This is a genomic window from Terribacillus aidingensis (genome assembly GCF_900215625.1).
GTDB classification, from domain to species: Bacteria; Bacillota; Bacilli; order Bacillales; family Amphibacillaceae; genus Terribacillus; species Terribacillus aidingensis.
The window spans coordinates 577,083-599,672 of the sequence record NZ_OBEK01000001.1 but is presented as its reverse complement, the minus strand read 5'-3'; the positions used below and the strand labels follow the sequence as shown (position 1 = coordinate 599,672).

Genomic DNA, 22,590 nt, shown 5'->3' with positions numbered 1-22,590 from the left:
ACTTTCCACTTTGTCATGAAAATAAAAATTCCAAATAATACTGTTGATTATTCCATTAAGGTCACAGAGTTGTTTGGGATTTTTTCTATTGTAGGCACTTTTGTTTTGATGTTTCCGTAAACATTAAACTTTCCATGAAACCTTCCGATAAACAGAGGGTAAATGTAAGGGGGATAACAATGGAAACTAAGTTAGAAGCAATTATTACAGCAGTACCATATATGAAAGCTATCCTAAGAGAGGAAGCGATGATTACCATCTTTGATGCTGAGCAATATGTATATTACTCTCCGAGTGCGGATTTGAATTTCCATCATAAGGCGGGCGACCCACTTCCTGAGGATTACAAGTACTTTAAGCAGGTTAATCCTCACGGTGTAACAGTCGTGAAAGTACCGAAAGAGGAATTTGGAGTGCCTTTTGATAGTATCTCGATTCCCATTAAAGATGACGCCGGGAATATGATCGGCGGAATGAACTGCGCTGTGTCCACAGCTAAGCAGGATTTATTCAAGGAAATCATCAGCAGTATGGAAAGTGTTACGGATGCTTTACTTGGAAAGATACAGCATATAGCTGCACATTCTGAAGAATTATCTGCTACGACCGAACAAATCTCAGAAAATACTCGTAACACGGTGGCTCACTCCGCAAAAATAACGGATATTGCAGGCACAATCAAAGGTATCAGTGAACAAACAAACTTACTGGGACTCAATGCTGCTATTGAAGCAGCACGTGTTGGGAGTGCTGGTGCAGGATTTGGTGTAGTAGCTAGTGAGGTCCGCAAACTGAGCATTGAGTCAAAGAATGCCACAGTCAGCATTGAAGAGACCTTGCGTGCGATCAAAGATTCAATCAACAGGATGGAGACTGATTTTCGTGAAATTGCTAGCTCCTCCCAAGAGGAAGCAGCACTTGTTACAGAATTCATGACTGAAATTGAAAAACTGACGAAGACTGCCACTGATCTTCGTGAATATGCCGAAAAAAATATCCTGACATAAAGAAAGACGAGCTTGCTTTAAAGCAAGCTCGTCTTGTTTTTTATTCGTCGAAATTACGGCCGTCATTGCGGAACCATGGATAATCTGTTCCGAATGCTACTGCCATCTCTTTGGATCGTTTCAAGCGTTCTTTCCGATATGCAGCTCGCTGCGGTGCGCCGTCGTACAGCCACTTCTCTTCTGGGCTTTCTGGAAATACTTCCGGCACCTCGATTGGCTGTTTGTTATCATCGAGTGCAACCATGGTTACGAAAGCTGTTGCTGATACTTTTCTGTCTCCTGTACGCAAGTCTTCTGTTACTGCTTTGACGAACACTTCCATGGAAGTGTTGCTCGTCCACGTAACAAATGCCTCTACGCAAATTGTATCTCCTACTTTTACAGGCGCAAGAAAATCGACGCTATCGGTTGAAGCTGTTACCACAAGCTGTCTGGCATGACGGTAGGCAGCAATTGCAGCAACATCATCAATATGAGCCATCAGCGTTCCTCCGAACAATGTACCGTGTGTATTTGTATCAGGAGGAAGTACATGGGATGTTTTCACTGTTAAAGATGCGATACATGGTTTTGATTTCACTTGATTTTCCTTCTTTCTGCCAAACTTCGGCTACAAGATCGGGGAGATCAAACGCGCGATAGATTCTTTAAATCGAATCCAGTTTGATCTCTTCATATACAGTTTATGTGAAAGCTGTGTTGATAATAGGATATCCTCTTCGAATTTTTCTTTCAATACCCCAGCTGTATTTTGATCATATAAAAATGCATTTACTTCAAAATTAAGCCGGAAGCTTCGGACATCAATATTGGCTGTACCGACAGAAGCAATCTTGTCATCGACTACAATCGTCTTGGCATGCAGGAAGCCATTTTGATAAATATAAACTTGCGCACCCGCCTTAAGCAGCTCCCCAACATTCGAATATGTTGCCCAATAAACGAATGGATGATCGGGCTTGCTGGGAATCATTATCCGAACATCAACTCCTGACAGTACAGCAACTTTCAAGGCGTCTGCCAAACTTTCATCCGGAATAAAATACGGCGTTTGGATATACACGTATTTTTTAGCTGAAAGAATCATTTTGATATAGCCATGCTTAATCTGTTCCCATTCCGAATCTGGTCCACTGGAGACAATTTGCATTCCGACATTGCCAACTGGCTCTGACAGATAATAGCGATCTTCGTATTCAATATCATGCCGGGAAGCTTGGTTCCAATCCAAAATGAAACGTGTCTGCATGGCTCTTACTGCTTCACCAGTAATTCGCAGATGTGTATCACGCCAATACCCGAATTTCTGATCTTCACCTAAGTACTCATCACCGATATTAAACCCGCCAATGTATCCTACCTGGCCATCTATAATCGCCAGCTTTCGATGGTTCCGATGATTGAGCTTCAAGTTGATCTTAGGGATGAAGGACGGAAAGAAAGCTTCGATCTCAACTCCAGCTTCTTTCAGCTTGCGCACATAACTCTTCTTGATACTTCTGGAACCCATATCATCGTACAGGAAACGCACTATTACGCCTTCCTGTGCTTTCCTTATCAGTACATCTGCAAGTCGTTCCCCTAATTTGTCACTGCGAACAATGTAATACAAGAGATGAATATGATCCTCCGCTTGTTCTAAATCATGTAGAAGCGCATCGAATTTTTTGTTCCCATCGGTAAACACTTCCACATCATTGCTTTGAGTCAAAATAGCATCATCGTTACGCAGATGCATGTAGGCAAGGCCTTTGTACTCCTCAACAGCAGGCTGCCTGTAAGAAAATGTATCTTCCTCGATAGCGCGCAATTGGGCTTGCACTTGGCTTTTAACACCAAGTCTCGATTTTGTATCCCAAGTGAATATTTTACCTGAGAGCTTGCGGCCGAAAAGTAAGTAAACGACAAAACCCGCTACAGGTATAAAAACAAGCACGAGCAGCCAAGCCCATGTAACACTCGCATCCCGCCTTTCCAAGAAGACAATCGCCAATGCGAGTAGTATATTTATAATAGTTGATAATCCTAATAAATACGCAAATATATGCACACCGCTACTCCCTTCATATGTAGCATATTTATAATTGCCCATACTAATATATAGTATCATATCTGACATCGCCAACTTACCAGAATCCTAAAAAGATGCAAAAGTATTGAAAAGCGTCAAACCCAGCCGTACACTTAACTCAAACAGAGATAGAAAGAGAGGTGCATGCCAACATGCAATCGCAATCATCTAAGTCCGGTGTCATTTATGCAGCACTTGCATATGTGATGTGGGGTATCCTGCCTTTATTCTGGAATTTATTAGAGGAAATTGATGCCGGCCATTTATTGGCCCATCGTATCGTATGGTCCTTTGTTACAATGATTTTTATTGTGCTGGTTTTAGGAAAAATCCGTCCTTTCATTCATCAATTAAAGGACCTTTTCTTGAATAAGCGCGCGTTTTGGGGGTTATTCGCAGCTTCTCTGACAGTGAGTGTCAATTGGCTCGTTTTCATCTGGGCCGTAAACGCAGGACATGTTTTGCAATCCAGCTTAGGGTATTATATTAACCCGCTAATCAGCATACTGCTGGCTATGATTTTTCTGAAAGAAAAAAGTACACGTTTGCAGATCATAAGCTTTCTTTTGGCTGCGTTTGGCGTCATTTATCTAACCGTAAGCTACGGCGTATTCCCTTGGGTATCTTTACTGCTGGCAATCAGCTTTGCTGTATATGGGCTGCTGAAGAAAGTAGTTACAATCCCGCCTATGTTCGGGCTTACAATTGAAACCATGTTCGTTACACCGTTTGCCGTTCTTTATCTGCTATTCGTGCCAGCTGCAGAAGGAACCTCTATCTCGACTGGTACAGCTGTTGTCTTATTTTTATCAGGTGCTGCCACTGCTGCACCGCTATTGCTTTTCGCACATGGAGCACGCCGGCTTACGCTAACGCAAATCGGCCTGCTCCAATATATAGCTCCAACACTTATGCTGCTCTTAGGTGTCACTTTATTCGGCGAAGCATTCACGCATGCGCATCTGATTGCCTTTTCATGTATTTGGGGAGCTTTGGTACTTTACACTATCTCCGGAATTCGGTTGAAACGCCTGACAGCCCGGCAGCTGAACGCAGAATCGGCTAAATAAGCCACCTTTACTTACGAAAAGGTGGCAAGAAAAGCAATAATACAAATAATCCACATAAGATAGTAGCAAAGATGTATAACGTTCCTTTAATCAGCTCCTCCTGAAACAGGAAGGAAAAAAAACTGGTGACAAGCAAAAGCAATGCCGTTACAGCAGCTGGAATGAATAAAACAAATGGATCCTTCGTGAAATGACGGAGCACACCAATGCTAATCAACGCAATTCCTGAAAAAGCTAACAGCAGTAAGGAAAAATCCATGCCTGCACCTCCTCTTTTCAGCTTATTCAGGAGCAGCCCAAAAGGTTAAAAATTACCGGCATAAATTGCCGGTAATTTTAAAACTGCCGCTGTTCTTCTACCTCTTGATGTGCATCATAGATAATTGCTTTACTAGGCGCATTATCCTTAGCCATACTTTCAGCTTCCAAAACAGCTTCATCTCTTGAGCTGTGATATTCGGTGGGTGCTGCGTCTTCAATCTTCACGTATCAGCCTGTTACATCCTTATTTAGGACTACACTGTATTCTTTGATCTTGCATCTTCTTCTTACTTTCGTCTTGTTCGTTTTTCCCGACTGCATCTTTCTTGAAACATACAGAACCATCTCTTCCCTCTATCCAACCTTGTCGAAATCTAGTAAAATATAGTTTTACGTCTAATTTACAATTTATCTTTTCCGTGTCCGCCAGTTTCAAAGTTTTACAACTGGATACGAAACTATATTTTTTAAAACGAGGTTGATGATGCTTGCAACAAAGAAAAGTTTATTTGATTATTGCATCGTTTCTGCTTGCCATCGTCATCGGAGCTGGGATGATATTTGCTGTCTCCGATAAGAGAGCGACCGTCACTAACGCCCCTTCAGAAGTTGTCCCAATTGAAGATTCAGCCACTGAAAGTACGGAAGATATTTTGGGTAAATCAGAGGATACGGATACATCCTCCGAAATTAAAGATGCCTTTCAGCGTTTGTTTAATGACACGATTGGACTCTTTATTAAGGAAGATCTTCATATTACAGCAATCGGAGATTCCTTGACGCAAGGTGTGGGCGACAAGACGGATAAGGGCGGCTATGTCGGCATCCTTCAGCGGACATTTGAACAAACAGAGGACCGTGTGAAGATTGATAACTTTGGCAAACGAGGCAATCGAACCGACCAGCTGCTGAAACGCATGGAAGATCCCGTCATCTCCGCTTCCCTGGAAAATGCCGATGTTGTCTTAATTACAATTGGTGCTAATGATATTATGAAAGTAACGAAAGATCACTTCACTAACTTGGACTACGAGGATTATAGTAAGGCCATGCCAGCCTACGAAGAGCGGGTGAAGGAAATCTTCCAAAAAATCGACTCGCTAAATCCAGATGCTGAAGTATATCTGATTGGATTCTATAATCCCTTTGAAGAAAACTTCCCCGAGCTAAAAGATCAGCTTGGTACGATTATCAAGGAGTATAACAGCATTGGAGAGAAAATAGCACAGGATGAAGAGCAGCATTACATCGAAACAGCAGACTTATTCCAGAATGAAACAGCAGACCTATTATCTGATGACTATTTCCACCCTAACGAAATTGGGTATGGAAAAGTAGCAGAACGGGTATTGGAAAGTATCAAACCCGTGATACAGGAAGAAGAGGAAGACGAAGAATAGGCAGGTGAAAGAAATGGAGAATCAAAATAACCAACCGCCCGAACGGAAGACGCGCAACTGGAAAAAATATTTTAAAGTATTAGCTATTGCTAACGGTATTGTCTTGCTGCTGCTTCTGCTGCTCATTTTTCTGCCAGCTTTCAGTCCGGCGCCAGAGCCGCCAAAAGAAGCACAATTCGACAGTTCTGATTCCTCTGAGTTTACGATCAGCTCTACAAAAGCAAATGTGAACGAATTGATTAATGCTTATATCGATAAAGAACTGAACGATAACTCCGATAACTATGCTGTTGTACTTGGAGATGATGCTGTTGAACTTAGCGGAGGCATTACCGCTTTCGGCATCCGAATCCCGTTGAAAATGACGCTAGAGCCTCGTGTGCAGGAAAATGGGGATTTAATACTAGAAAACAAGGAGATTTCGCTCGGCAGTCTTTCCTTGCCTAATGACAAAGTGCTCAAGTACATTGACAAATACTACAACATGCCAGAATGGGTTTCGATCAATCCGGACGAAGAAACCATCTATGTAGCTGTCACCCAAATGGAATTACAAAATGATCTTCATGTAGAAGTAGAGGAATTTGACTTACCGAACGATAATCTCAGCTTTAAGCTGTATGTTCCAAATGACACGATTGGCTTATAGAAACGTGCTGGAAGATAACTCGAGTATAGATAAAATATGTGCTTTGCTTTGACTGCTGCTCCGGCAGAATACTTCGCTAGTTGGATTTTTCTGATTTGACGCATGGTTATCGCAAACCAACCCAGTTCGATGCGGCCGCTCACCTCATATTTATTAGAAAAAAACCAAGCAATTCTGTCTAATGCCAAACAGAATTGCTCGGTTTTTTTAATGGCTTTTTTTGTACCCGCCTGTTCATTTCACTTGAGCATTCCATTTTCATGGACATAAATGGCGGCTTGGGTGCGGTCTTGTACTTCGAGTTTGCTTAGGATGTTGCTTACGTGCACTTTTACTGTTTTTAACGCAATAAACAGCTCGGAGGCGATCTCTTGATTTGATCTTCCTTTTGCGATTAAATGAAGCACTTCCTGCTCGCGGACTGTCAGCGTCTCATGCAGTGCTGGCGCCTGGTTCTTTCGCATTCGCTTCATCACTTTATTCGTCACTTCTGGTTCAAAGACAGCAGAACCGTTATATGTAGCTCGGATGGCTTTGGCAATTTCAGATGCTTTGGATGTTTTCAGGAGATAGCTGGCAGCACCCGCTTCCAAGGCTGGATACACTTTATCATCATCCAGGAAGCTGGTCACGACGATTACCTTCGCCTCAGGCCACGTACTGACAATTAGCTTAGTTGCTTCAATACCGTCCATCTTATCCATTACTAAATCCATCAGAATAATATCAGGGCGCAAATCGAGCGCAAGCTTCACTGCATCTTCTCCGTTATCAGCTTCTCCTATTACTTCAATATCTGCTTGGGTGGCCAGGTATGCAGACACACCGATTCGGACCATTTCATGATCGTCTACAAAAAGTACTCTGATCACGCTTCTTCTTCCTCTCTGTCAAGCATTGGTACGCGTACTTCCAACCGTGTACCTTGTTTCGGTACACTGACCACCCGCAAATGGGCGCCGATTTCCGCGGACCGCTCCTTCATATTTTGCAAACCGTAAGCTCCTAATTGTTCTGTGTCCATTTCAAACCCAATTCCATCATCTGTAACAAGCAGAATGATAAAGCCATCACGCTGAAGCAGCTTGATCGACAAGCTTTCTGCTTTTGCGTGACGAAGCGTGTTTGAAACGGATTCCTGTACAATCCGAAACAGCTGATCCTCAATGCCCTTTTCTACCGGAAATTCATCCAGCTCCCAGGCAATCGAGAGCGGTACTTTTGCTTGAAGATCAACAAGCAGCAGCTCCATACCTTCTTGCAGTGTCTTTCCTTTTAATGCCGCAGGTCTAAGGTGGAGCAGCAATGCCCGCATCTCAAGCTGTGATTGCTGCACCATTGACTCCAGCTGTTTTAACGCAATAAGCATAGGTGCATTTTCTTCTTCTGATTCGGTGAGAGCAGAAATCAGCATAGACGCGGCAAATAACTCCTGGCTGACCGAGTCATGCAGTTCCCGCGCCAAACGATTTCTTTCTTCGGAAACGATTCGCTGCACTTCTTCCTCACGATCAATTACCCGTTCGTTGGTCAGCTTTTGTGCGATTTTCGCTTGTTCATTCATATAAAGCTGCAGCCGCTCTAGCGCAGTCCACGTATGCTGCAGTTCGGATATGCTAAAGCTGCGTTTCTTCATTGGCTGCTGTCCTTCTCGGATACCTTCTAATTCCTGTGCGGCTTGGTGCCAGCGCTTGCGCCAATAAAGACCTGAAAACAGACCAAGTAAAGCACCGGAAAACAGCACAAATATCGGCGCTGCAATGATAAAAGGTACCGAACTGTCATGTATGTGTAAAACTATCCGCCAATTATCTATGGGATAATCAAGTACATACAGGACGACTAAGCCCGCCAGCATTAAGACACTATACAGTATTCCGAAAGCGACATGCCGTTTGACGATATTACTCATACGCGCACCACCTCCAGCTTGCCCGCCACTACACTCGTGACAATTTTGATACGCTGGCTGGATTGCTGGTAACCTTTTGTGCGCAGATGAACCACTTTATTCCAGCTGTTCTTCACTTTATGATCAAAGATTGCGACGGAGCCATATACCACCGAATGATGCACATCCACCTCAATATCATATGGAACAACAATCCGGACATTTCCAAGTACTTTTCGTACCATCAGTACCGCCTCTTCTCTTGGCAGCACGGTATAATTTAAATCGATGTTCGTATCACCGAGAAAAGATTGAATGTTTGCATCCTTCCACTCATACACGCTGCTTCCAGCAGATTGTGCACCAAACAAGCTATTTTGGAACAGCGATTTTTGTTCGAATACTTGCTCCTCTGCCGATTCTGTCTGATCAAAGGATGGATGGTAAACTTGTGGCTTATCTGCTGTATTATCATGAATTTTAGAAAAGTAATAGATAATACCAGCAGTTAAAACAAGATAAAAAGCGAATGATTGCAATAAACTTAAAGCCACAATAGCTATTCCTATCCAAAGCAGTATCGGCCTTTTACCGGCGGCAAGCCTCCGTTTTCCCAGATAAATAATAAAGATGCCAATCCCGATGCTAATCAGTACACCTGTGCCGGAAATTAATATTTCAGCAAGGAAAACGACTGCAGCAGTAATCAGCAGCCAGCGAACCATCTCACTTGGTTTCACCTTAGGGCACCCCTTTCATGCAGCAAGTGTAAACAAGGAAGGCACACAGCCACCTGTGTCCTTCCTAGATTACCATGTCTCTCCTATTTTAACTAGATTTCCTTTCCAGATCCGCAAGCTTTGCATCAAGCGTCTGTTTGCGATAATCATCATTGACTTTTCTTTCCAGACGGTCGATATATCCTTCTAAATCATTGAACTTGCTGGAAACGAATTCAAATTCCGGCTTATTCTTTAACACTTCATTCATGCCGCGATGTGCTTTCGCGACGTTTTCCCGCTCTGCAAACTCCATTTTCTTTACATAAAGATCCTTCAGCTTGTGTTTCATTTGAACGTATTTTTTCTCTAACTCTTGCAAATCCGCGTTCGCTTTATCCATCATTGCTTTGATTTTGTCTGCTCGCTCTTGGTATTGCATCCGTTCGTCTTGTGCTTGCTCTGCAAGTTCTGCTTCTTCTTGTTCTGCCGCTAACTTCGCCTGACGTTCTCTTTTATCAGCCATTGCCTGTGCAGCATGATACTCTTTCGTAAAGTCATGTTTCAGCTGGTACTGCTTCTCAATCAGTTCGCGGATTTTCTTCGCCTGCTGTTCACATTGACGAATATACTGACTCAACTGGACCGTCGGATTCTTTTCTTCCTTCTTATCCAAAATCTCGTGAAAATCTGCTGCAACCGCCTGTTTGATTCGTGTAAAGATATTTTCCATGTGTACCTCTCCTTTTTTTGGTTAAAATATGTCTCGAATAAGGGCCATCACTGGGATAAGCAAAGCCAATATCGGAATGACTGCCCAAATCCATGCGTTATCCTTCCAGCCTGGTTTCTGCTGTTTTTTTAATTCTTCTATTTCTAATTCCAACACTCGTACACGTTGTTCCATTTAATCGTCCACTATACTCCTCCTTGAAATTAGAGAGTAAAGTCAAATTTCTCTGCTTCTTTATCTTTTTTCCATGCTTTGTACAAGTAATAAAGAGCAGCCAGAGCAGCTAAACCAATCAGCGCTGGCAGATTGGAAAGAGAGATACAAACCCCAATCCCAATCACGACACCCCAGCCAATCTTGGCGCCAACAGAATCAGTCATAACGAACCTTCTCAATCCGTAATAACCAACAGCCACACTAATCGCTAATACAATCAGCGACCCGAGATTCGCCAACAGCACAGCCACCGCAACAACCACACCAATAATCAACAGCACCTTCTTCATCAACCAACAACTCCTTTCATACCCCTAGTCTACCTTTAACCCCACTCCCCCATAACGACCCGGAGAGGTAAGTTAGATAAGACTTTGGTCGTACGAAAAGCGGAAAAGACCGTTTAGAAACGGAGAAGGAAGCGAGAAAGCCCGGAGGCAGGCGCTTTTCCTTCCGCAGGGATTTATCGCTTCCGGCGCAGTTTCTGGTCTTTGGAGCTAGACATCACGAAAAGCGAAAGAAACCGTTTAGGTACGAAGCGGTAAGCAAGGGATCCCAGTTTTCCACAAAAAAGAAAAACATTCGTCCGTTTATAAATAAACGAATGAATGTTTCGCAATAAAAACCAACACTAAATATGAAATTTACGCTTCAGCTTTTCCTTCCATTTCTCTGGAACTGTGTAGGATGCAAGCAGCAAGACGGCTCCTATTATAATGGACAGGATTACATCTCCGGCAGATTGAATAAATACATCTTCTTCATGTAAATAGATCCGCAAAATAAACTCTATTCCGATACAAAGGATGAGCAGAGAAAAAATAATATACCCACTTTGACGCAGCCAGCTTACATTTACTCTGTAAATAGCAATATTTGCTAAAAATAAGAGTACAGTCAGCACCACTATGGGTATGGCTATTTCGACAGACCAGCCCGCATATCCATCGATGCTATCAAAACCGATAAGCCCTATACTGGCTGCAGCAATTAAGACTGTAAGTTTGTTTCGCATTCGCTTTACATAGCCGAAGAATACATGAAGAAAACTCCAACTCATCAATACGGATAAACTGCTGTATAAAGACCACGTTAACTCGCCGTTCAAAGATAGGTCTACAATTGTCGGGACTAGAAATCCAAGAATCAATAGTACACAGAGCACGCGATATACACTGCGTATGAAGAAATGCAGCAAATTCTCATACAAACTGTAATAAGCAGGAAAACCATTCGCATCTGACAGTTCTTCATCACTGAGCACTTTTGGTATATATGTATAACATAGCGGACAAGGTATTTGATCCTTTTCTACACTGACACCGCATTTTGGACAGTAGGCCATTAATATGCACTCCTATTTGTCTCTATTTTCACGTGAATGCCTTCTCTAACTAATTTTCGGAAGAACATTCTTTCTACAAGGCTGTCATTCGATAAACTGCCAAATGTAATATACATGTTCGCTTTGTGACTAATTAACCCTACTTTTATCTTATTTCCGATACTAGGCGGCGGGTAAAATTCAAATCGTTCAATGTGCTCTTCTACTTCTTGCTCCAGTGCTATAAGACCTAAGTTAGAAATAGAGCTCGTATAGTAATTTTCGCCGAACCTAGCATGCACCATTGGCGAGATCCAATCTTTCACAAATAACGGCAGCGAACGAAGCAGCATATTACGTTCTCCTCTAACGCTGCGAGCAATTAACGTTTTGAGCTGCTTTTCATTTACGAACCGTTTTAAATCGATACTGATGGCTTCAATTATATCTTGAAAGCTGTACGTACCTAATCGAGGATCAATCGTAATTGGCACACTGACAAAGAAATTTTGCAGCGTGTCACTGTCAAAGAAACTGCGCAAGTTCACAGGAACATTAATGGAAATCGGTCTTTTCTTATCCGAATTCATCCGTTGAATTTCGATTAGTGTTTCCGCATATAAAGCGAGCAAGTAGGTGGTAATCGATGTCTGGTGCTGTTTGGCCAGATTCTTAATAGCTTGTGTTTTTACATTTCCGGTTGTGACATGATACACGCCGCGTTTGTCCAGGCGGATAGGTATCTTATACGCTTTGTCCAACGTTTCCTGATAGCTTGGTACCACTTTCTCGTAATGCTGGAAAAAAGCATTATCAAGATTGTAGTCTTTTTTGTCTTCGCTTACCGATTCAGACACCAATCCTTCTTTTCGCAGATAATTCTTGACGAGAAGCTTTAAAAATTCAATTCCGCCCGTACCGTCCGTCAGCATATGAGATAGTTCTAACGAAATCTTTTTATTATAATAAAGCACTCTGTACGGAAATGTATTTCGTCCTCTGAAAAATAGATTCGAACAGGGATAATAATATTCTTTCGTCACCACAGGAAGAGATGTTGTCTTTTCAAAGTAGTACCAAAACACACCTCTTTTTACAACGACTTTGAATGAAGCCACTTCTTCTAATGTTTCTTCCAATGCTTCTTGAAGCAATTCTCCATCAATACTTATATACAGATTGACTGAAAGACGAAAAACGGTAGAAACTCTGGATGTAACAGTTGATGCATACAGTTTCCCAGCACTATCTAGTTTGTACCAATCTGTTTTCATACAAAAATCATCCTTTGATACTTGCTTTTTTTTATATCTGGTAAGCTTATGTTTGCCGTGTTTCTACTTACAGAGCAGCTTTATGTAAACTATACCCTATACGTTTTATAACCGTTGTAAGGGCTGATAAACACGCTTCTGTATCATTGTTGTTAAATTGTACTACAATGCATCCTATTTACGGTAACATATGTACAGTTTAACCAAACAATTTCTTCGTCTCTCCCAAGAGAAGAACAAAATAAAAAAATTAGCACCTTGTGTTCTGGCGCTAATGCTGTTCTAATTTTTCTATTTAAAATTTTAAGTGGTCTAAGTTGTCTATGTATTCTTTACGAATAATTAAGAGATTCACTTTTTTTAGCTGCGTCAGGTTTTTTTAAAGATACGTTCACCCAAAGCAAATAACAACAGAATAAGCGCGATAAGCAGGATGCCTGCCCCAACTGTTGCTATCACTATATCCAAAATACGCAATTCTGCAGATTGGAAGATATGCACAATGGCCAAGCTTCCGGACGGGATAAGCAGAAGAACTCCGGTAACAAGACCTGGTGAATATTTTCTTTCGACAGCGGTAGCAACAGCATGAGGCATAATCACATTTACTAGTATCGCACCTATCAAACCAGTCTGAAGATATTGCATCCACAAACTTGCCGGCCAAAGGAGGTACAGTATTCCAGTCATATAGGCTGTCAGCGTCACGATTGTTACAGCAAAAAGAAACACATCAGGCTCCACTGTCTTCTGAAATTTGCTTTCCTTAGACCAAGCAGGCAAATACAAAGCTTCTTCTACATTATGTAAGGTAAAAGCGATAAGAAAGAACCCGATTTCCATTATAACCAACCTCCTCTACCTCAATAATATAATACATTTGTTAGGAAATGCATTTTAAGTGAAATTCAGCAGTTGCTAAAGTAGCGGTAGACATAAATTTCCCACAGACCTTTAAATCAGCTTGCAAGTAATGTCAGTTTCTTTATGAATGCAAAAAGAGAGCAGGATTCCCATGATCTCCTGCTCTCTCTTATAAAGCATATTCTGTTAGCGTCAGCTAATTACTTTCTGTATATCTGTCAGTATCATTTGGCTTTTCGGCATGGTCGGCATGGAGGTATGGCTGTAGCTTAAATCTTGATTTGGGACCTTATACTGCAAACGATTTACGAGAAAGTCGACGCTCACTTCCATTACTTGAATCGTCACCCATTCTCCTGCGCATCTGTGTCCCATATGGAAATCTCCGCCGCCTTGAGGGATAAAATCAAATGGGCTCTCATCCCAGTCGAGAAATCGGTCTGGTTGGAAGAGGTCAGGCTGCTCCCATAGATGCGGGTCATGATTATTGCCATATATGTCCAGCAAGGTTAACATGCCTTCTTGAAATCGATATCCTTCCCAATGAAAGTCCTCTTTCACTTTCGCTATCGCAGCTGGGAAAAATGGGTAGAAGCGGCGAACTTCCTGCACAAAGCGATGAATACTGCCATCTCCCTTTTGCAGTCTGCCCTTCTCTTGTGGAAATTGATGAAGTGCTAACGCAGAAAAGGCTATAAAAATACTAATGGCGACAATCGGCCGGATAATATTCAGCACTTCCACAGCAGCAACCTTTTCAGGAAGAAGTTCTCCATCACTGTCGCGATGCCAAGAGAAGACGTACAATGCACCTTCACGTACTGGATGCAACTCACCATTTCTGACTTGCTGGACAAGATCTGCAATCCATTGATCCGCTCCAGAGCGGGAAGTTCGGCCTTGCCAGTAGTCTGGACCGAGTGCCGCTGGCGATTCAAACAAATGACGCATTTGCTCTGTTCGCTTCTGTTCATCATCCAGCGGCACTCCTGCCCATGCACAAGCTGCTCTCATCAAGATATATTGCGATTCCTCGTAAAGGTTGATTTGATCAGCTTGTTCCCACTGTTTACTTGCCTTCTCCCATTCTCTTTGGATCAGCTGATCCAATTTTTGCAGCTGTGTTCTTGTCATAATTGACATGAACATCCCTTTGCGGTTTCGATGCCGCTCTCCATCTAACGTCTGGACAGCCCCTTCACCAAAAAGTGTTTTAACCAAGCGATTTGGCGCAGCGCCAGCGCGAATAAATTTATCTGGATCATAAAACAGCTCTGCACCTTTTCTGCCGCCTATGCAAATTGCCTTTTTACCAAGCAGTGTTGTTTCAAATATATTGGATTGAAAGCTCTTTCTTCGATGCAAAATAAATTCATAGCCTTCCCGTAAAAATGCCAGACTGTGATCCAGCCCTTCTTCCTTTGGCATGGAAGTTTCACTCATACGATCTCATCCTTCCTTTTTTTACTAGCCTTTTCCCTTCTAAATAAAGCCGAAAACAAAACACCTTGCTTATTTTCACTAAACAAGGTGTTTCCTATGTATTAGAAGGCAACATAGAACGGATGGGATGCATCACTCAGGCAATGCTCGATTCGTTTTAAGTAATTTCCCCATGTAACCATCTCGCGCACCTGTTCGATTGGAAAATAACCTACTTCCAAACTTTCCTCAGACGGTGTACACACACCTGCAACTGGTTTACCGAGGAAAAGTGTATGACAGATACACATCTCTGTGTTTTGATAAATCCCACAGAACTGGGTCACTTCGATGTCAATGCCGCTTTCTTCTTTTACTTCCCGAACGGCTGTCTATCCAGCGCTTCGCCTTCTTCTACTTGACCTCCCGGCATTTCCCAGCCGCGCTTTGGTCCTTTAATCAATAAAATATGACCTGCTTCATTTTGTACAATTACTGCTGCGGACACGATATGCTTTGGTGGCATGTTTATCTCCTCCTCTTTCTCAATTCCATAAAAAGTGAGTCTGCACCTGCTGTTATAAAGAATTTCTATACGTATTCTCTTACGCTGGCCGCAGTGTTAGAATTTTGCCAAAGGAGGCGATCGTATGCTTGCTATCGTTTTATTAGGACTCGCTTTGGCAGCAGCACCTGGACCGGATTTTTTATTAATGACACGAAATACGTTATCGCAAGGAAAGCGGTTTGGCTTCCTCACCTTGCTCGGCAACCGCTGCAGCCTGCTGATTCATATCAGCTTCGCCTTACTCGGCTTATCTTACATTCTGCAGCAGTCTGTAGTTCTGTTCACCATTATCCGCCTGCTTGGGGCTTGTTATTTGATTTACCTTGGCATCAAAAAGATCTTGCAGCTTATTCGCACACAAAAGTGCGATAATGAGAAGGAAACGCGTAAGCTTTCGGAAATGCAGGCTTTCCGAATGGGGTTTTTGAGCAACTTCTTGAATCCGAAAGTCAGCTTGTTCTTTTTGAGCATCTTTCCGCAGTTTGCCAGTACCGAACAGCTGCATCATCCGCTAGTCTTTCTTATCTGCTTCCTGCTCGGCAACAGCAGCTGGTATATAGGTACAGTGCTGCTAGTCGGCATGAAACGTATACGCAGATTCGTTATGCGATTTCAAGCATACTTGGATGTTTTGTTTGGGTTTTCCTTTCTTCTCTATGGCGGTAAAATTATTTGGGAGGACGCGATACAGAAGCTGTCTTTCCTAGAAAAAACAGTGCGTTTACGCTAAAAAAAAGACCTGCCAATGTGTGTTGGCAGGTCTTCCCCGTTTACTTTTTCTTCAGTTTCGCTAGTGCATCTGCTAAAGCAGTATTCGCAAAACCATCGTCTTCATTATTTTTCTTTAAATACTTTTGTACATCACGCTTGCTCACTTTGTTATTTTTCTCTTTTTTGCGACGCTCGTTGAATGTACTTAGTTTTTCGCGATGTCCGCACTTACAGAAGAACATCTGGCCTTCTCCCTCACCGCGCAGTTCCAAACGCTTATGACAGTTTGGACAGCGAGCATTGGTTGTTTTCGCAATATTCTTCTTATGTCCGCATTCCCGGTCCTGGCAGACGAGCATACGACCGCGTTTACCATTCACTTCAAGCATCAGCTTGCCGCAATCCGGACAGTTTGTGCCCGTTATATTATCGTGTTTATACTTATGCTCACTGTTCTTAATTTCGTTTACAACTTTTTTCGCATATTGCTTCATTTCGGAAATATACTGCTGCTGCTTCAGCTTTCCTTCTGCAATTGCACTTAGCTTCATTTCCCACTCTGCTGTCAGTGCAGGAGATTTCAATTCTTCCGGAACAAGCTCCAGCAGCTGTCTTCCTTTAGAAGTCATCTTCAAATATTTGCCTTGCTTCTCAATATAGAAGGTATTGAACAGCTTCTCAATAATATCAGCACGTGTTGCTACGGTACCAAGACCGCCCGTCTGTCCGATTGTTTTGATAAGGTCCTTATCCTCACCAGCCATAAAACGCACAGGATTCTCCATCGCATGCAGCAATGTACCTTCTGTAAATCGCTCCGGCGGTTTCGTTTCACCTGTCGTCATTCGATACGAAAGCGTCCATTCCTCGCCTTTTTCCACATTCGGCAAGGTTTGGTCATCTTCTTCTTCGTCATCGTATCGGTTTGCATACACTTCTTTCCAACCTTGTTTCTTCACGATTTTTCCTTTAGCTGTGAAGTTTTCGCCAGCAGCTTCGACTGTTAAAGTTGTTTGTTCATACTCAAATGCTGGGAACAGCACCGCGAAGAAGCGCTTGATAACCAAGTCATAAATTTTACGTTCTTTATCGGAAAGGTCCGCGCCATATGCGTTTTGATCTGTTGGAATGATGGCATGGTGATCGGACACCTTGTTATCATCCACAAATGCTTTTGTTGCTTTGATAGGCGCGTTCGCAATTTTCGTAGCAATACGTCCATAGCTGCCTACACCTGCTGCTTTCACACGGTCTTTCAATGTTGGCACAATATCAGATGACAAATAACGAGAATCTGTCCGCGGATATGTTAATAGCTTATGCCGTTCGTATAGATGCTGCATGATATTCAGCGTTTCTTTACCGCCGAAACCAAACAATCGGTTGGCATCACGCTGCAGTTCCGTTAAGTCATACAACTGCGGTGCATAGCTTTTCTTAAGCTTTTTCTCCACATTGGTGACTTTCCCTTTTGCCTGCTTCAGTTTTTGCAGTACTTGTTCTGCTTTGTCTTTGGCGAAAGTACGTGTGCTGTTATGCTTTTGATCCTTCCACACAAGACGCAAGCCTTTTTGTGTCTTTGCTTCGATACCGTAGAAAGCTTCCGGTTTAAAGTTTTTGATTTCTTCTTCACGATGATGAACCATCGCCAGTGTTGGCGTCTGCACGCGTCCGCTGGATAGCTGCGCATTAAATTTCGTTGTTAACGCGCGTGTTGCATTCAGCCCAACATACCAGTCTGCTTCCGACCGAGCTACAGCAGATTTGTATAGATTCTCAAATTCTTTGCCGCTTCTAAGGTTTTTAAAGCCATCTTTAATCGCCTTGTCTGTTACCGAGGAAATCCACAAACGTTTTACCGGCTTGTTCACACGAGCTTTTTCTAAAATCCAGCGTGCAACAAGCTCGCCTTCACGTCCAGCATCTGTCGCAATAACAATATCGCTCACATCGCTTCGGTTCAGCTGCGTTTTCACCGTGCTGAATTGTCTGCCAGTCTGCTTGATTACAACAAGCTTCAGCTTCTCAGGCAGCATTGGCAGATCTTCTATTTTCCATGTTTTATATTTATCGTCATATGTCTCTGGATCTGCTAGTGTCACCAGATGACCAAGCGCCCACGTCACAATATAATCTTTTCCTTCCATATAGCTGTTCGTCTTCTTCGTACATCCAAGAACACGTGCTATATCGCGGCCGACAGAAGGTTTCTCTGCCAGTACAACCGTTTTACCCATGAAAACATCCTTTCTCGAATCACACTTCCTACTATTTTAGCACATGGCGGCTTGATGCGGGAGCTAACGGCTTCAAGATAGGAGCCGGTTCTATATCTCTTGTTTCTTGTTTGATGACGCGTAATAAATTTCTAAACCTTTGACTTCTGACTTAATCACTCCATCATGTCCATCCACAGGCAGCTTTTCGTTTGAATTTATCAGACAAAGCCAGTTGATCTGCCACCTTCTTTGTAACACGTTCGGCTATCCCGTTTTTTCCTTGGACTCCTTCATAACCTAAGTAACTCCAAATAAATTGTCTAGCTGTATCAGAAGCAGGCTCATATACTTCCGCCGGCTCTTGGGTAAAGCGAATTAGATTTTCCAGTTCGAACGCAACTGCTTCTACTTCCCGTTTAGCATAGATGTTATCCACGATAAGATAGACAAGCAACATGATAACTGCAAAAGCGAGCGCTATGGATGTTTTCCTCATTTTACCCCCCTTAAATGCGTATTCCAGCTGCCATTTGTTACCGCTGCATACTGATATTAACCACACATATCAAAAAAAGTTTCACCGCTCAAAGTATTACAAACATAATTCGTGCCGTTTCCATTCTTCTACTAGTAAGAACATTGACTTACACACCCAAATCCCTTAAGCTTAAGGCATGCGTGACATTTTTGATCATGGAGGAAAAGGTATACATGATAACGGTAAATAATGTAGGACTACAATATGGCGATAAAAAGCTATTCGAAGAAGTTAATATAAAATTTACTCCTGGAAACTGCTATGGAGTAATTGGTGCAAACGGAGCCGGAAAATCAACTTTCTTAAAAGTTCTTTCTGGTGAAGTTGAGCCGCAAACAGGAAACGTGTCTATCTCTGATGGCGAACGCCTCGCTATCTTGAAGCAGAACCACTTTGGCTATGAAGAGCACGAAGTACTGCAAACTGTCATGATGGGACACGAACGTCTTTTCAAGATTATTGAAGAAAAAGACGCACTATACGCAAAAGCTGATTTCTCTGAAGCAGACGGTATGCGTGCTGCTGAGCTGGAAGGCGAATTTGCTGAATTGAACGGTTGGGAAGCAGAATCTGATGCTGCTGTATTATTGAAAGGTATCGGAATTTCTGAGAACTTGCACGATAAAAAAATGGCGGAACTGACAGGTTCTGAAAAAGTGAAAGTTCTTTTAGCACAAGCATTATTCGGCAACCCGGATATTCTTTTGCTGGATGAGCCTACCAACGGACTAGACTTGCAGGCTATTCAATGGCTGGAAGAATTCTTGATCAACTTCGAGAACACAGTTATTGTTGTCTCTCACGACCGTCACTTCTTAAACAAAATTTGTACACATATTGCAGATGTTGATTTCGGGAAAATCCAGCTTTATATCGGTAATTATGATTTCTGGTATGAGTCCAGCCAGCTGGCAACACAAATGGCACAGGATGAAAACAAGAAAAAAGAAGAAAAAATTAAAGAGCTTCAAGCCTTTGTTGCACGATTCAGTGCCAATGCTTCTAAATCGAAGCAAGCAACTTCCCGTAAGAAAATGCTCGATAACATCACATTGGAAGATATCAAACCTTCTTCCCGCCGCTACCCGTATGTTGGCTTCCAAATGGAGCGTGAAATTGGTAACGACGTGCTTACGGTTAAAGATATTTCCAAAACGATTGATGGTGTAAAAGTTCTTGATAATGTCAGCTTCACAATGAACCGTGAAGATAAACTAGCGCTAGTCGGCCGTGATGAAATTGCGAAAACAACATTGCTTAAAATCATCATGGGTGAAATGGAGCCAGATTCCGGCGAGTACAAATGGGGCGTCACGACTTCTCAGTCTTACTTCCCGAAAGATAACTCCAAGTACTTTGATGGCGTAAAACTGACATTGGTAGAATGGCTTCGCCAATATTCTCCGGAAGATCAGACAGAAACGTTCTTGCGCGGCTTCCTTGGCCGTATGTTATTCAGCGGAGAAGATGCTTTGAAAGAAGCAGATGTACTTTCCGGTGGTGAAAAAGTTCGTTGTATGCTTTCGAAGATGATGCTTAGCAAGTCCAATGTCTTGGTTATGGATGAACCAACAAACCACTTGGATTTAGAATCCATTCAATCCTTGAACGAAGGCTTGATTAAATTCAAAGGTGCATTGTTGTTCACTTCTCATGACCAACAGTTTGTTAACAGTATCGCAAACCGCCTGATCGAGATTACTCCGACTGGTATTGTTGATAAAGAAATGACATATGATGAATATGTTTCTGATAAGAAATTACAAAAAGAAATCGCAGCAATGTACAGCTAATACACCTAAGAGCTCCAAGGCCTTCCGCTTTGGAGCTTGTTTTTATAGGAGGAAATGATGTCTTACACTGATAATGTCAAAACCCCTGTTGGCAACATCCAGATCACCGCCACCGATCAAGCTATCACAAGTATTGCTTTCGGGGAGGAGCTGCCTGTCTGTACAAACGAACTCACACAGCTGGCTCAAACCCAGCTGCACGCTTATTTTTCCGGTAACAGCACCTCATTTCAGCTGCCATTAGCTGTAAGCGGCACCTTGTTTCAGCAGCGCATTTGGGAACAGGTAAATCAAATTCCATACGGCAGCGCCAGCAATTATAGTGCTGTTGCAGAAAGTAGCGGCAATGTACGCGCTGTCCGAGCTGCAGCGAATGCAATTGGACGGAACACCTTTGCCATTGTTGTCCCCTGCCATCGTGTTATCGGCAGAAACGGCAGCCTCACAGGTTATCGCTGGGAAGCGTGGCGGAAAGAATGGCTTTTGAAATTTGAACAGCAAAGGAGCAGATAATGTGATGAAAGTACTTGTAACAGGAGCTGCCGGACATATCGGCAAAAACCTTGTAAAAGCTATCCATCAAAAATACGAGCTCGTTTTGACAGATATCAAGCAGGATGATGAACTAAAGCAATTTGGTCACTTTCAGCACGCAGACTTGGCTGTGCCTGAACAAGTAGATGAGCTGGCAAAGAATGTGGATGCCATTGTCCATTTAGGCGGTATTGCAACAGAAAGTACGTATGAGTTGATTAACAGAAGTAATTTCAATGGCACTTATCACATCTACGAAGCAGCACGAAAACACGGTATCAAGCGAATTGTTTTCGCTAGCAGCAACCATGCTGTCGGCTTCCAGCCTATCAATCAATCGATCGGGCCAGATGCGCTGCATATGCCAGACACTTTTTATGGGGCCAGCAAAGCTTTCGGAGAGAATCTAGCGAACATGTATTACCAGAAACATGCGATTGAAACAGCCAGCCTGCGCATTGGCAGCTATCTGGAGAAGCCATCCGAACACCGCAATCTGAACACATGGATTAGTGTCCGTGACATGAACCAGCTGATCGTCTGCTGCCTCGAAGCAGACGAAATCAGTACCGATGTGTATTACGGTGTTTCTTCGTTGTACAATAATTACTTTGACAATCGTGATGCAGCATTAATCGGTTATGCTCCACAAGACAACCCTGAGGACTTTCGTAAAGAAATAGAAAATGTAAAGCTCGAAAATGTGACAGATTATATCGGCGGTGTCTTCACAAACTTCGGGAGATAATAGAGTTATCCTGGCAGTCCAAATTGCCAGGATAACTCTATTTATTTTTTGAAAGGAATTTTGCAGCAAACAGCGAAACGTATAGAAGATAAATAAACGACAGAGAAGGATGAGGATTTATGGTGAAAGGTATTAATGCTTATATCGTAACGAACGGTAATGGACAGGAAGCAGTCAAATTCTACGAGGAAGCACTAGATGCACAGGTTATAAGTCTGCAAACATTTGGCGATCTGCCAGAAAGTCCTGATTTCCCTATCCCTTCCGAAGCTAAAAATTATGTTTTGCACGCACATATGAAAATCGGAGCGAACGAGCTTATGTTATCAGATAACTTTCCGGGAACTCCCTACACACTTGGCAATCAAGTGGGAATTGCCGTCATAATCAGCACACCCGAAAAAACAAAAACAGTATTTGACAGTCTATCTGCGGATGGTCATATAATAATGGAACTGCAGCAAACCTTTTGGAGTCCGCTTTACGGCCAGGTGAAAGACAAGTTTGGTGTAACTTGGCAAGTTTCTACAATAAGTGAAGCACAGTAACACACGCAGGCTGCCGAGAGATTGGCAGCC

25 protein-coding genes and 1 pseudogene are annotated in these 22,590 nt (G+C 42.7%); 9 read left to right on the top strand and 17 right to left on the bottom strand.

The genetic code is table 11. The annotated features are described in order from the left end of the window. Nucleotides 1-179 precede the first annotated feature (179 nt). The gene (locus CRO17_RS17845) at nt 180-1,007 is read left to right on the top strand and encodes a methyl-accepting chemotaxis protein (RefSeq protein ID WP_097039074.1); all 828 of its coding nucleotides are present in this window, start codon (nt 180-182) and stop codon (nt 1,005-1,007) included. Nucleotides 1,008-1,047: 40 nt separating this feature from the next. Here the strand turns inward: CRO17_RS17845 and CRO17_RS02900 are convergent, their stop codons facing one another. Next, on the bottom strand, nt 1,048-1,587 hold the full coding sequence (locus CRO17_RS02900; RefSeq protein ID WP_077306999.1) for an acyl-CoA thioesterase: 540 nt from the start codon (nt 1,585-1,587) through the stop codon (nt 1,048-1,050). Between the two features lie 30 nt (nt 1,588-1,617). Continuing rightward, nucleotides 1,618-3,057: a cardiolipin synthase gene (gene cls / locus CRO17_RS02895; protein ID WP_097040054.1), complete on the bottom strand. Its 1,440-nt coding sequence runs from the start codon at nt 3,055-3,057 to the stop codon at nt 1,618-1,620. Between the two features lie 173 nt (nt 3,058-3,230). On the opposite strand from cls, the gene rarD reads away from it, so the two are divergent. Beyond that, complete coding sequence (gene rarD / locus CRO17_RS02890) at nt 3,231-4,148, top strand: EamA family transporter RarD (RefSeq protein WP_097039072.1); 918 nt, start codon at nt 3,231-3,233, stop codon at nt 4,146-4,148. 7 nt (nt 4,149-4,155) lie between these two features. On the opposite strand, the gene CRO17_RS02885 is transcribed toward rarD, so the two are convergent. Beyond that, on the bottom strand, nt 4,156-4,407 hold the full coding sequence (locus CRO17_RS02885) for a hypothetical protein (RefSeq protein WP_077306992.1): 252 nt from the start codon (nt 4,405-4,407) through the stop codon (nt 4,156-4,158). Nucleotides 4,408-4,484: 77 nt separating this feature from the next. After that, nucleotides 4,485-4,634, bottom strand: a complete 150-nt coding sequence (locus CRO17_RS02880; protein ID WP_245864566.1) for a DUF2188 domain-containing protein — start codon at nt 4,632-4,634, stop codon at nt 4,485-4,487. A gap of 263 nt (nt 4,635-4,897) precedes the next feature. Here CRO17_RS02880 and CRO17_RS02875 point away from each other — a divergent pair, with 263 nt between their 5' ends. Then, on the top strand, nt 4,898-5,809 hold the full coding sequence (locus CRO17_RS02875) for a DUF459 domain-containing protein (RefSeq protein ID WP_097039070.1): 912 nt from the start codon (nt 4,898-4,900) through the stop codon (nt 5,807-5,809). A 13-nt stretch (nt 5,810-5,822) separates the two neighbouring features. Beyond that, nucleotides 5,823-6,458, top strand: a complete 636-nt coding sequence (locus tag CRO17_RS02870) for a YpmS family protein (RefSeq protein ID WP_097039068.1) — start codon at nt 5,823-5,825, stop codon at nt 6,456-6,458. A gap of 239 nt (nt 6,459-6,697) precedes the next feature. Here the strand turns inward: CRO17_RS02870 and CRO17_RS02865 are convergent, their stop codons facing one another. The 11 genes and pseudogenes from CRO17_RS02865 to CRO17_RS02820 form a co-directional block, all read right to left on the bottom strand. Next, nucleotides 6,698-7,330 (bottom strand): response regulator, encoded by a 633-nt coding sequence (locus tag CRO17_RS02865; RefSeq protein WP_097039066.1) that lies wholly within the window; start codon nt 7,328-7,330, stop codon nt 6,698-6,700. Then, nucleotides 7,327-8,370, bottom strand: a complete 1,044-nt coding sequence (locus CRO17_RS02860) for a sensor histidine kinase (RefSeq protein WP_097039065.1) — start codon at nt 8,368-8,370, stop codon at nt 7,327-7,329. The genes CRO17_RS02865 and CRO17_RS02860 overlap by 4 nt, the downstream gene beginning before the upstream one ends. Then, nucleotides 8,367-9,089 (bottom strand): cell wall-active antibiotics response protein LiaF, encoded by a 723-nt coding sequence (gene liaF, locus CRO17_RS02855; protein WP_097039063.1) that lies wholly within the window; start codon nt 9,087-9,089, stop codon nt 8,367-8,369. Before liaF ends, CRO17_RS02860 begins: the two co-directional genes overlap by 4 nt. A gap of 88 nt (nt 9,090-9,177) precedes the next feature. Next, the gene (locus CRO17_RS02850; protein ID WP_097039061.1) at nt 9,178-9,801 is read right to left on the bottom strand and encodes a PspA/IM30 family protein; all 624 of its coding nucleotides are present in this window, start codon (nt 9,799-9,801) and stop codon (nt 9,178-9,180) included. 21 nt (nt 9,802-9,822) lie between these two features. Next, nucleotides 9,823-9,975 carry a hypothetical protein gene (locus tag CRO17_RS17410; RefSeq protein WP_179636783.1) on the bottom strand — a complete coding sequence of 51 codons (153 nt, stop codon included), beginning with the start codon at nt 9,973-9,975 and terminating at the stop codon, nt 9,823-9,825. Nucleotides 9,976-10,004: 29 nt separating this feature from the next. After that, on the bottom strand, nt 10,005-10,307 hold the full coding sequence (locus CRO17_RS02845) for a lmo0954 family membrane protein (protein WP_097039059.1): 303 nt from the start codon (nt 10,305-10,307) through the stop codon (nt 10,005-10,007). A gap of 341 nt (nt 10,308-10,648) precedes the next feature. Beyond that, the gene (locus tag CRO17_RS02840) at nt 10,649-11,362 is read right to left on the bottom strand and encodes a DUF6320 domain-containing protein (protein WP_097039057.1); all 714 of its coding nucleotides are present in this window, start codon (nt 11,360-11,362) and stop codon (nt 10,649-10,651) included. After that, nucleotides 11,362-12,615 carry an alcohol acetyltransferase gene (locus tag CRO17_RS02835; protein WP_097039056.1) on the bottom strand — a complete coding sequence of 418 codons (1,254 nt, stop codon included), beginning with the start codon at nt 12,613-12,615 and terminating at the stop codon, nt 11,362-11,364. The genes CRO17_RS02840 and CRO17_RS02835 overlap by 1 nt, the downstream gene beginning before the upstream one ends. A gap of 369 nt (nt 12,616-12,984) precedes the next feature. Beyond that, on the bottom strand, nt 12,985-13,458 hold the full coding sequence (locus CRO17_RS02830) for an HXXEE domain-containing protein (protein WP_097039054.1): 474 nt from the start codon (nt 13,456-13,458) through the stop codon (nt 12,985-12,987). A gap of 213 nt (nt 13,459-13,671) precedes the next feature. Then, nucleotides 13,672-14,922 carry a CYP152 family fatty-acid peroxygenase CypC gene (cypC, locus tag CRO17_RS02825; protein WP_097039052.1) on the bottom strand — a complete coding sequence of 417 codons (1,251 nt, stop codon included), beginning with the start codon at nt 14,920-14,922 and terminating at the stop codon, nt 13,672-13,674. 101 nt (nt 14,923-15,023) lie between these two features. Next, a pseudogene (locus CRO17_RS02820) lies at nt 15,024-15,427 on the bottom strand (NUDIX hydrolase). Nucleotides 15,428-15,551: 124 nt separating this feature from the next. On the opposite strand from CRO17_RS02820, the gene CRO17_RS02815 reads away from it, so the two are divergent. Beyond that, nucleotides 15,552-16,199, top strand: a complete 648-nt coding sequence (locus CRO17_RS02815) for a LysE family translocator (protein WP_097039050.1) — start codon at nt 15,552-15,554, stop codon at nt 16,197-16,199. Between the two features lie 40 nt (nt 16,200-16,239). On the opposite strand, the gene CRO17_RS02810 is transcribed toward CRO17_RS02815, so the two are convergent. Both CRO17_RS02810 and CRO17_RS02805 read right to left on the bottom strand, forming a co-directional pair. After that, nucleotides 16,240-18,417, bottom strand: coding sequence for a DNA topoisomerase III (locus tag CRO17_RS02810; RefSeq protein WP_097039048.1), 2,178 nt, complete (start codon nt 18,415-18,417; stop codon nt 16,240-16,242). A gap of 163 nt (nt 18,418-18,580) precedes the next feature. Then, nucleotides 18,581-18,895 carry a hypothetical protein gene (locus CRO17_RS02805; protein ID WP_097039046.1) on the bottom strand — a complete coding sequence of 105 codons (315 nt, stop codon included), beginning with the start codon at nt 18,893-18,895 and terminating at the stop codon, nt 18,581-18,583. A 215-nt stretch (nt 18,896-19,110) separates the two neighbouring features. Between CRO17_RS02805 and CRO17_RS02800 the strand changes: the two genes are divergently transcribed. The 4 genes from CRO17_RS02800 (at nt 19,111) to CRO17_RS02785 (ending at nt 22,560) form a co-directional block, all read left to right on the top strand. Continuing rightward, a complete protein-coding gene (locus CRO17_RS02800) occupies nt 19,111-20,730 on the top strand; it encodes an ABC-F family ATP-binding cassette domain-containing protein (RefSeq protein WP_097039044.1) in 1,620 nt (539 codons plus the stop codon). A 57-nt stretch (nt 20,731-20,787) separates the two neighbouring features. Continuing rightward, nucleotides 20,788-21,243 carry a methylated-DNA--[protein]-cysteine S-methyltransferase gene (locus CRO17_RS02795; RefSeq protein WP_179636781.1) on the top strand — a complete coding sequence of 152 codons (456 nt, stop codon included), beginning with the start codon at nt 20,788-20,790 and terminating at the stop codon, nt 21,241-21,243. Between the two features lie 4 nt (nt 21,244-21,247). Continuing rightward, entirely contained in the window at nt 21,248-22,012 is a 765-nt protein-coding gene (locus tag CRO17_RS02790) for an NAD-dependent epimerase/dehydratase family protein (RefSeq protein ID WP_245864644.1), read from the top strand. A gap of 119 nt (nt 22,013-22,131) precedes the next feature. Then, on the top strand, nt 22,132-22,560 hold the full coding sequence (locus CRO17_RS02785; RefSeq protein WP_097039037.1) for a VOC family protein: 429 nt from the start codon (nt 22,132-22,134) through the stop codon (nt 22,558-22,560). The last annotated feature ends 30 nt before the right edge of the window (nt 22,561-22,590 follow it).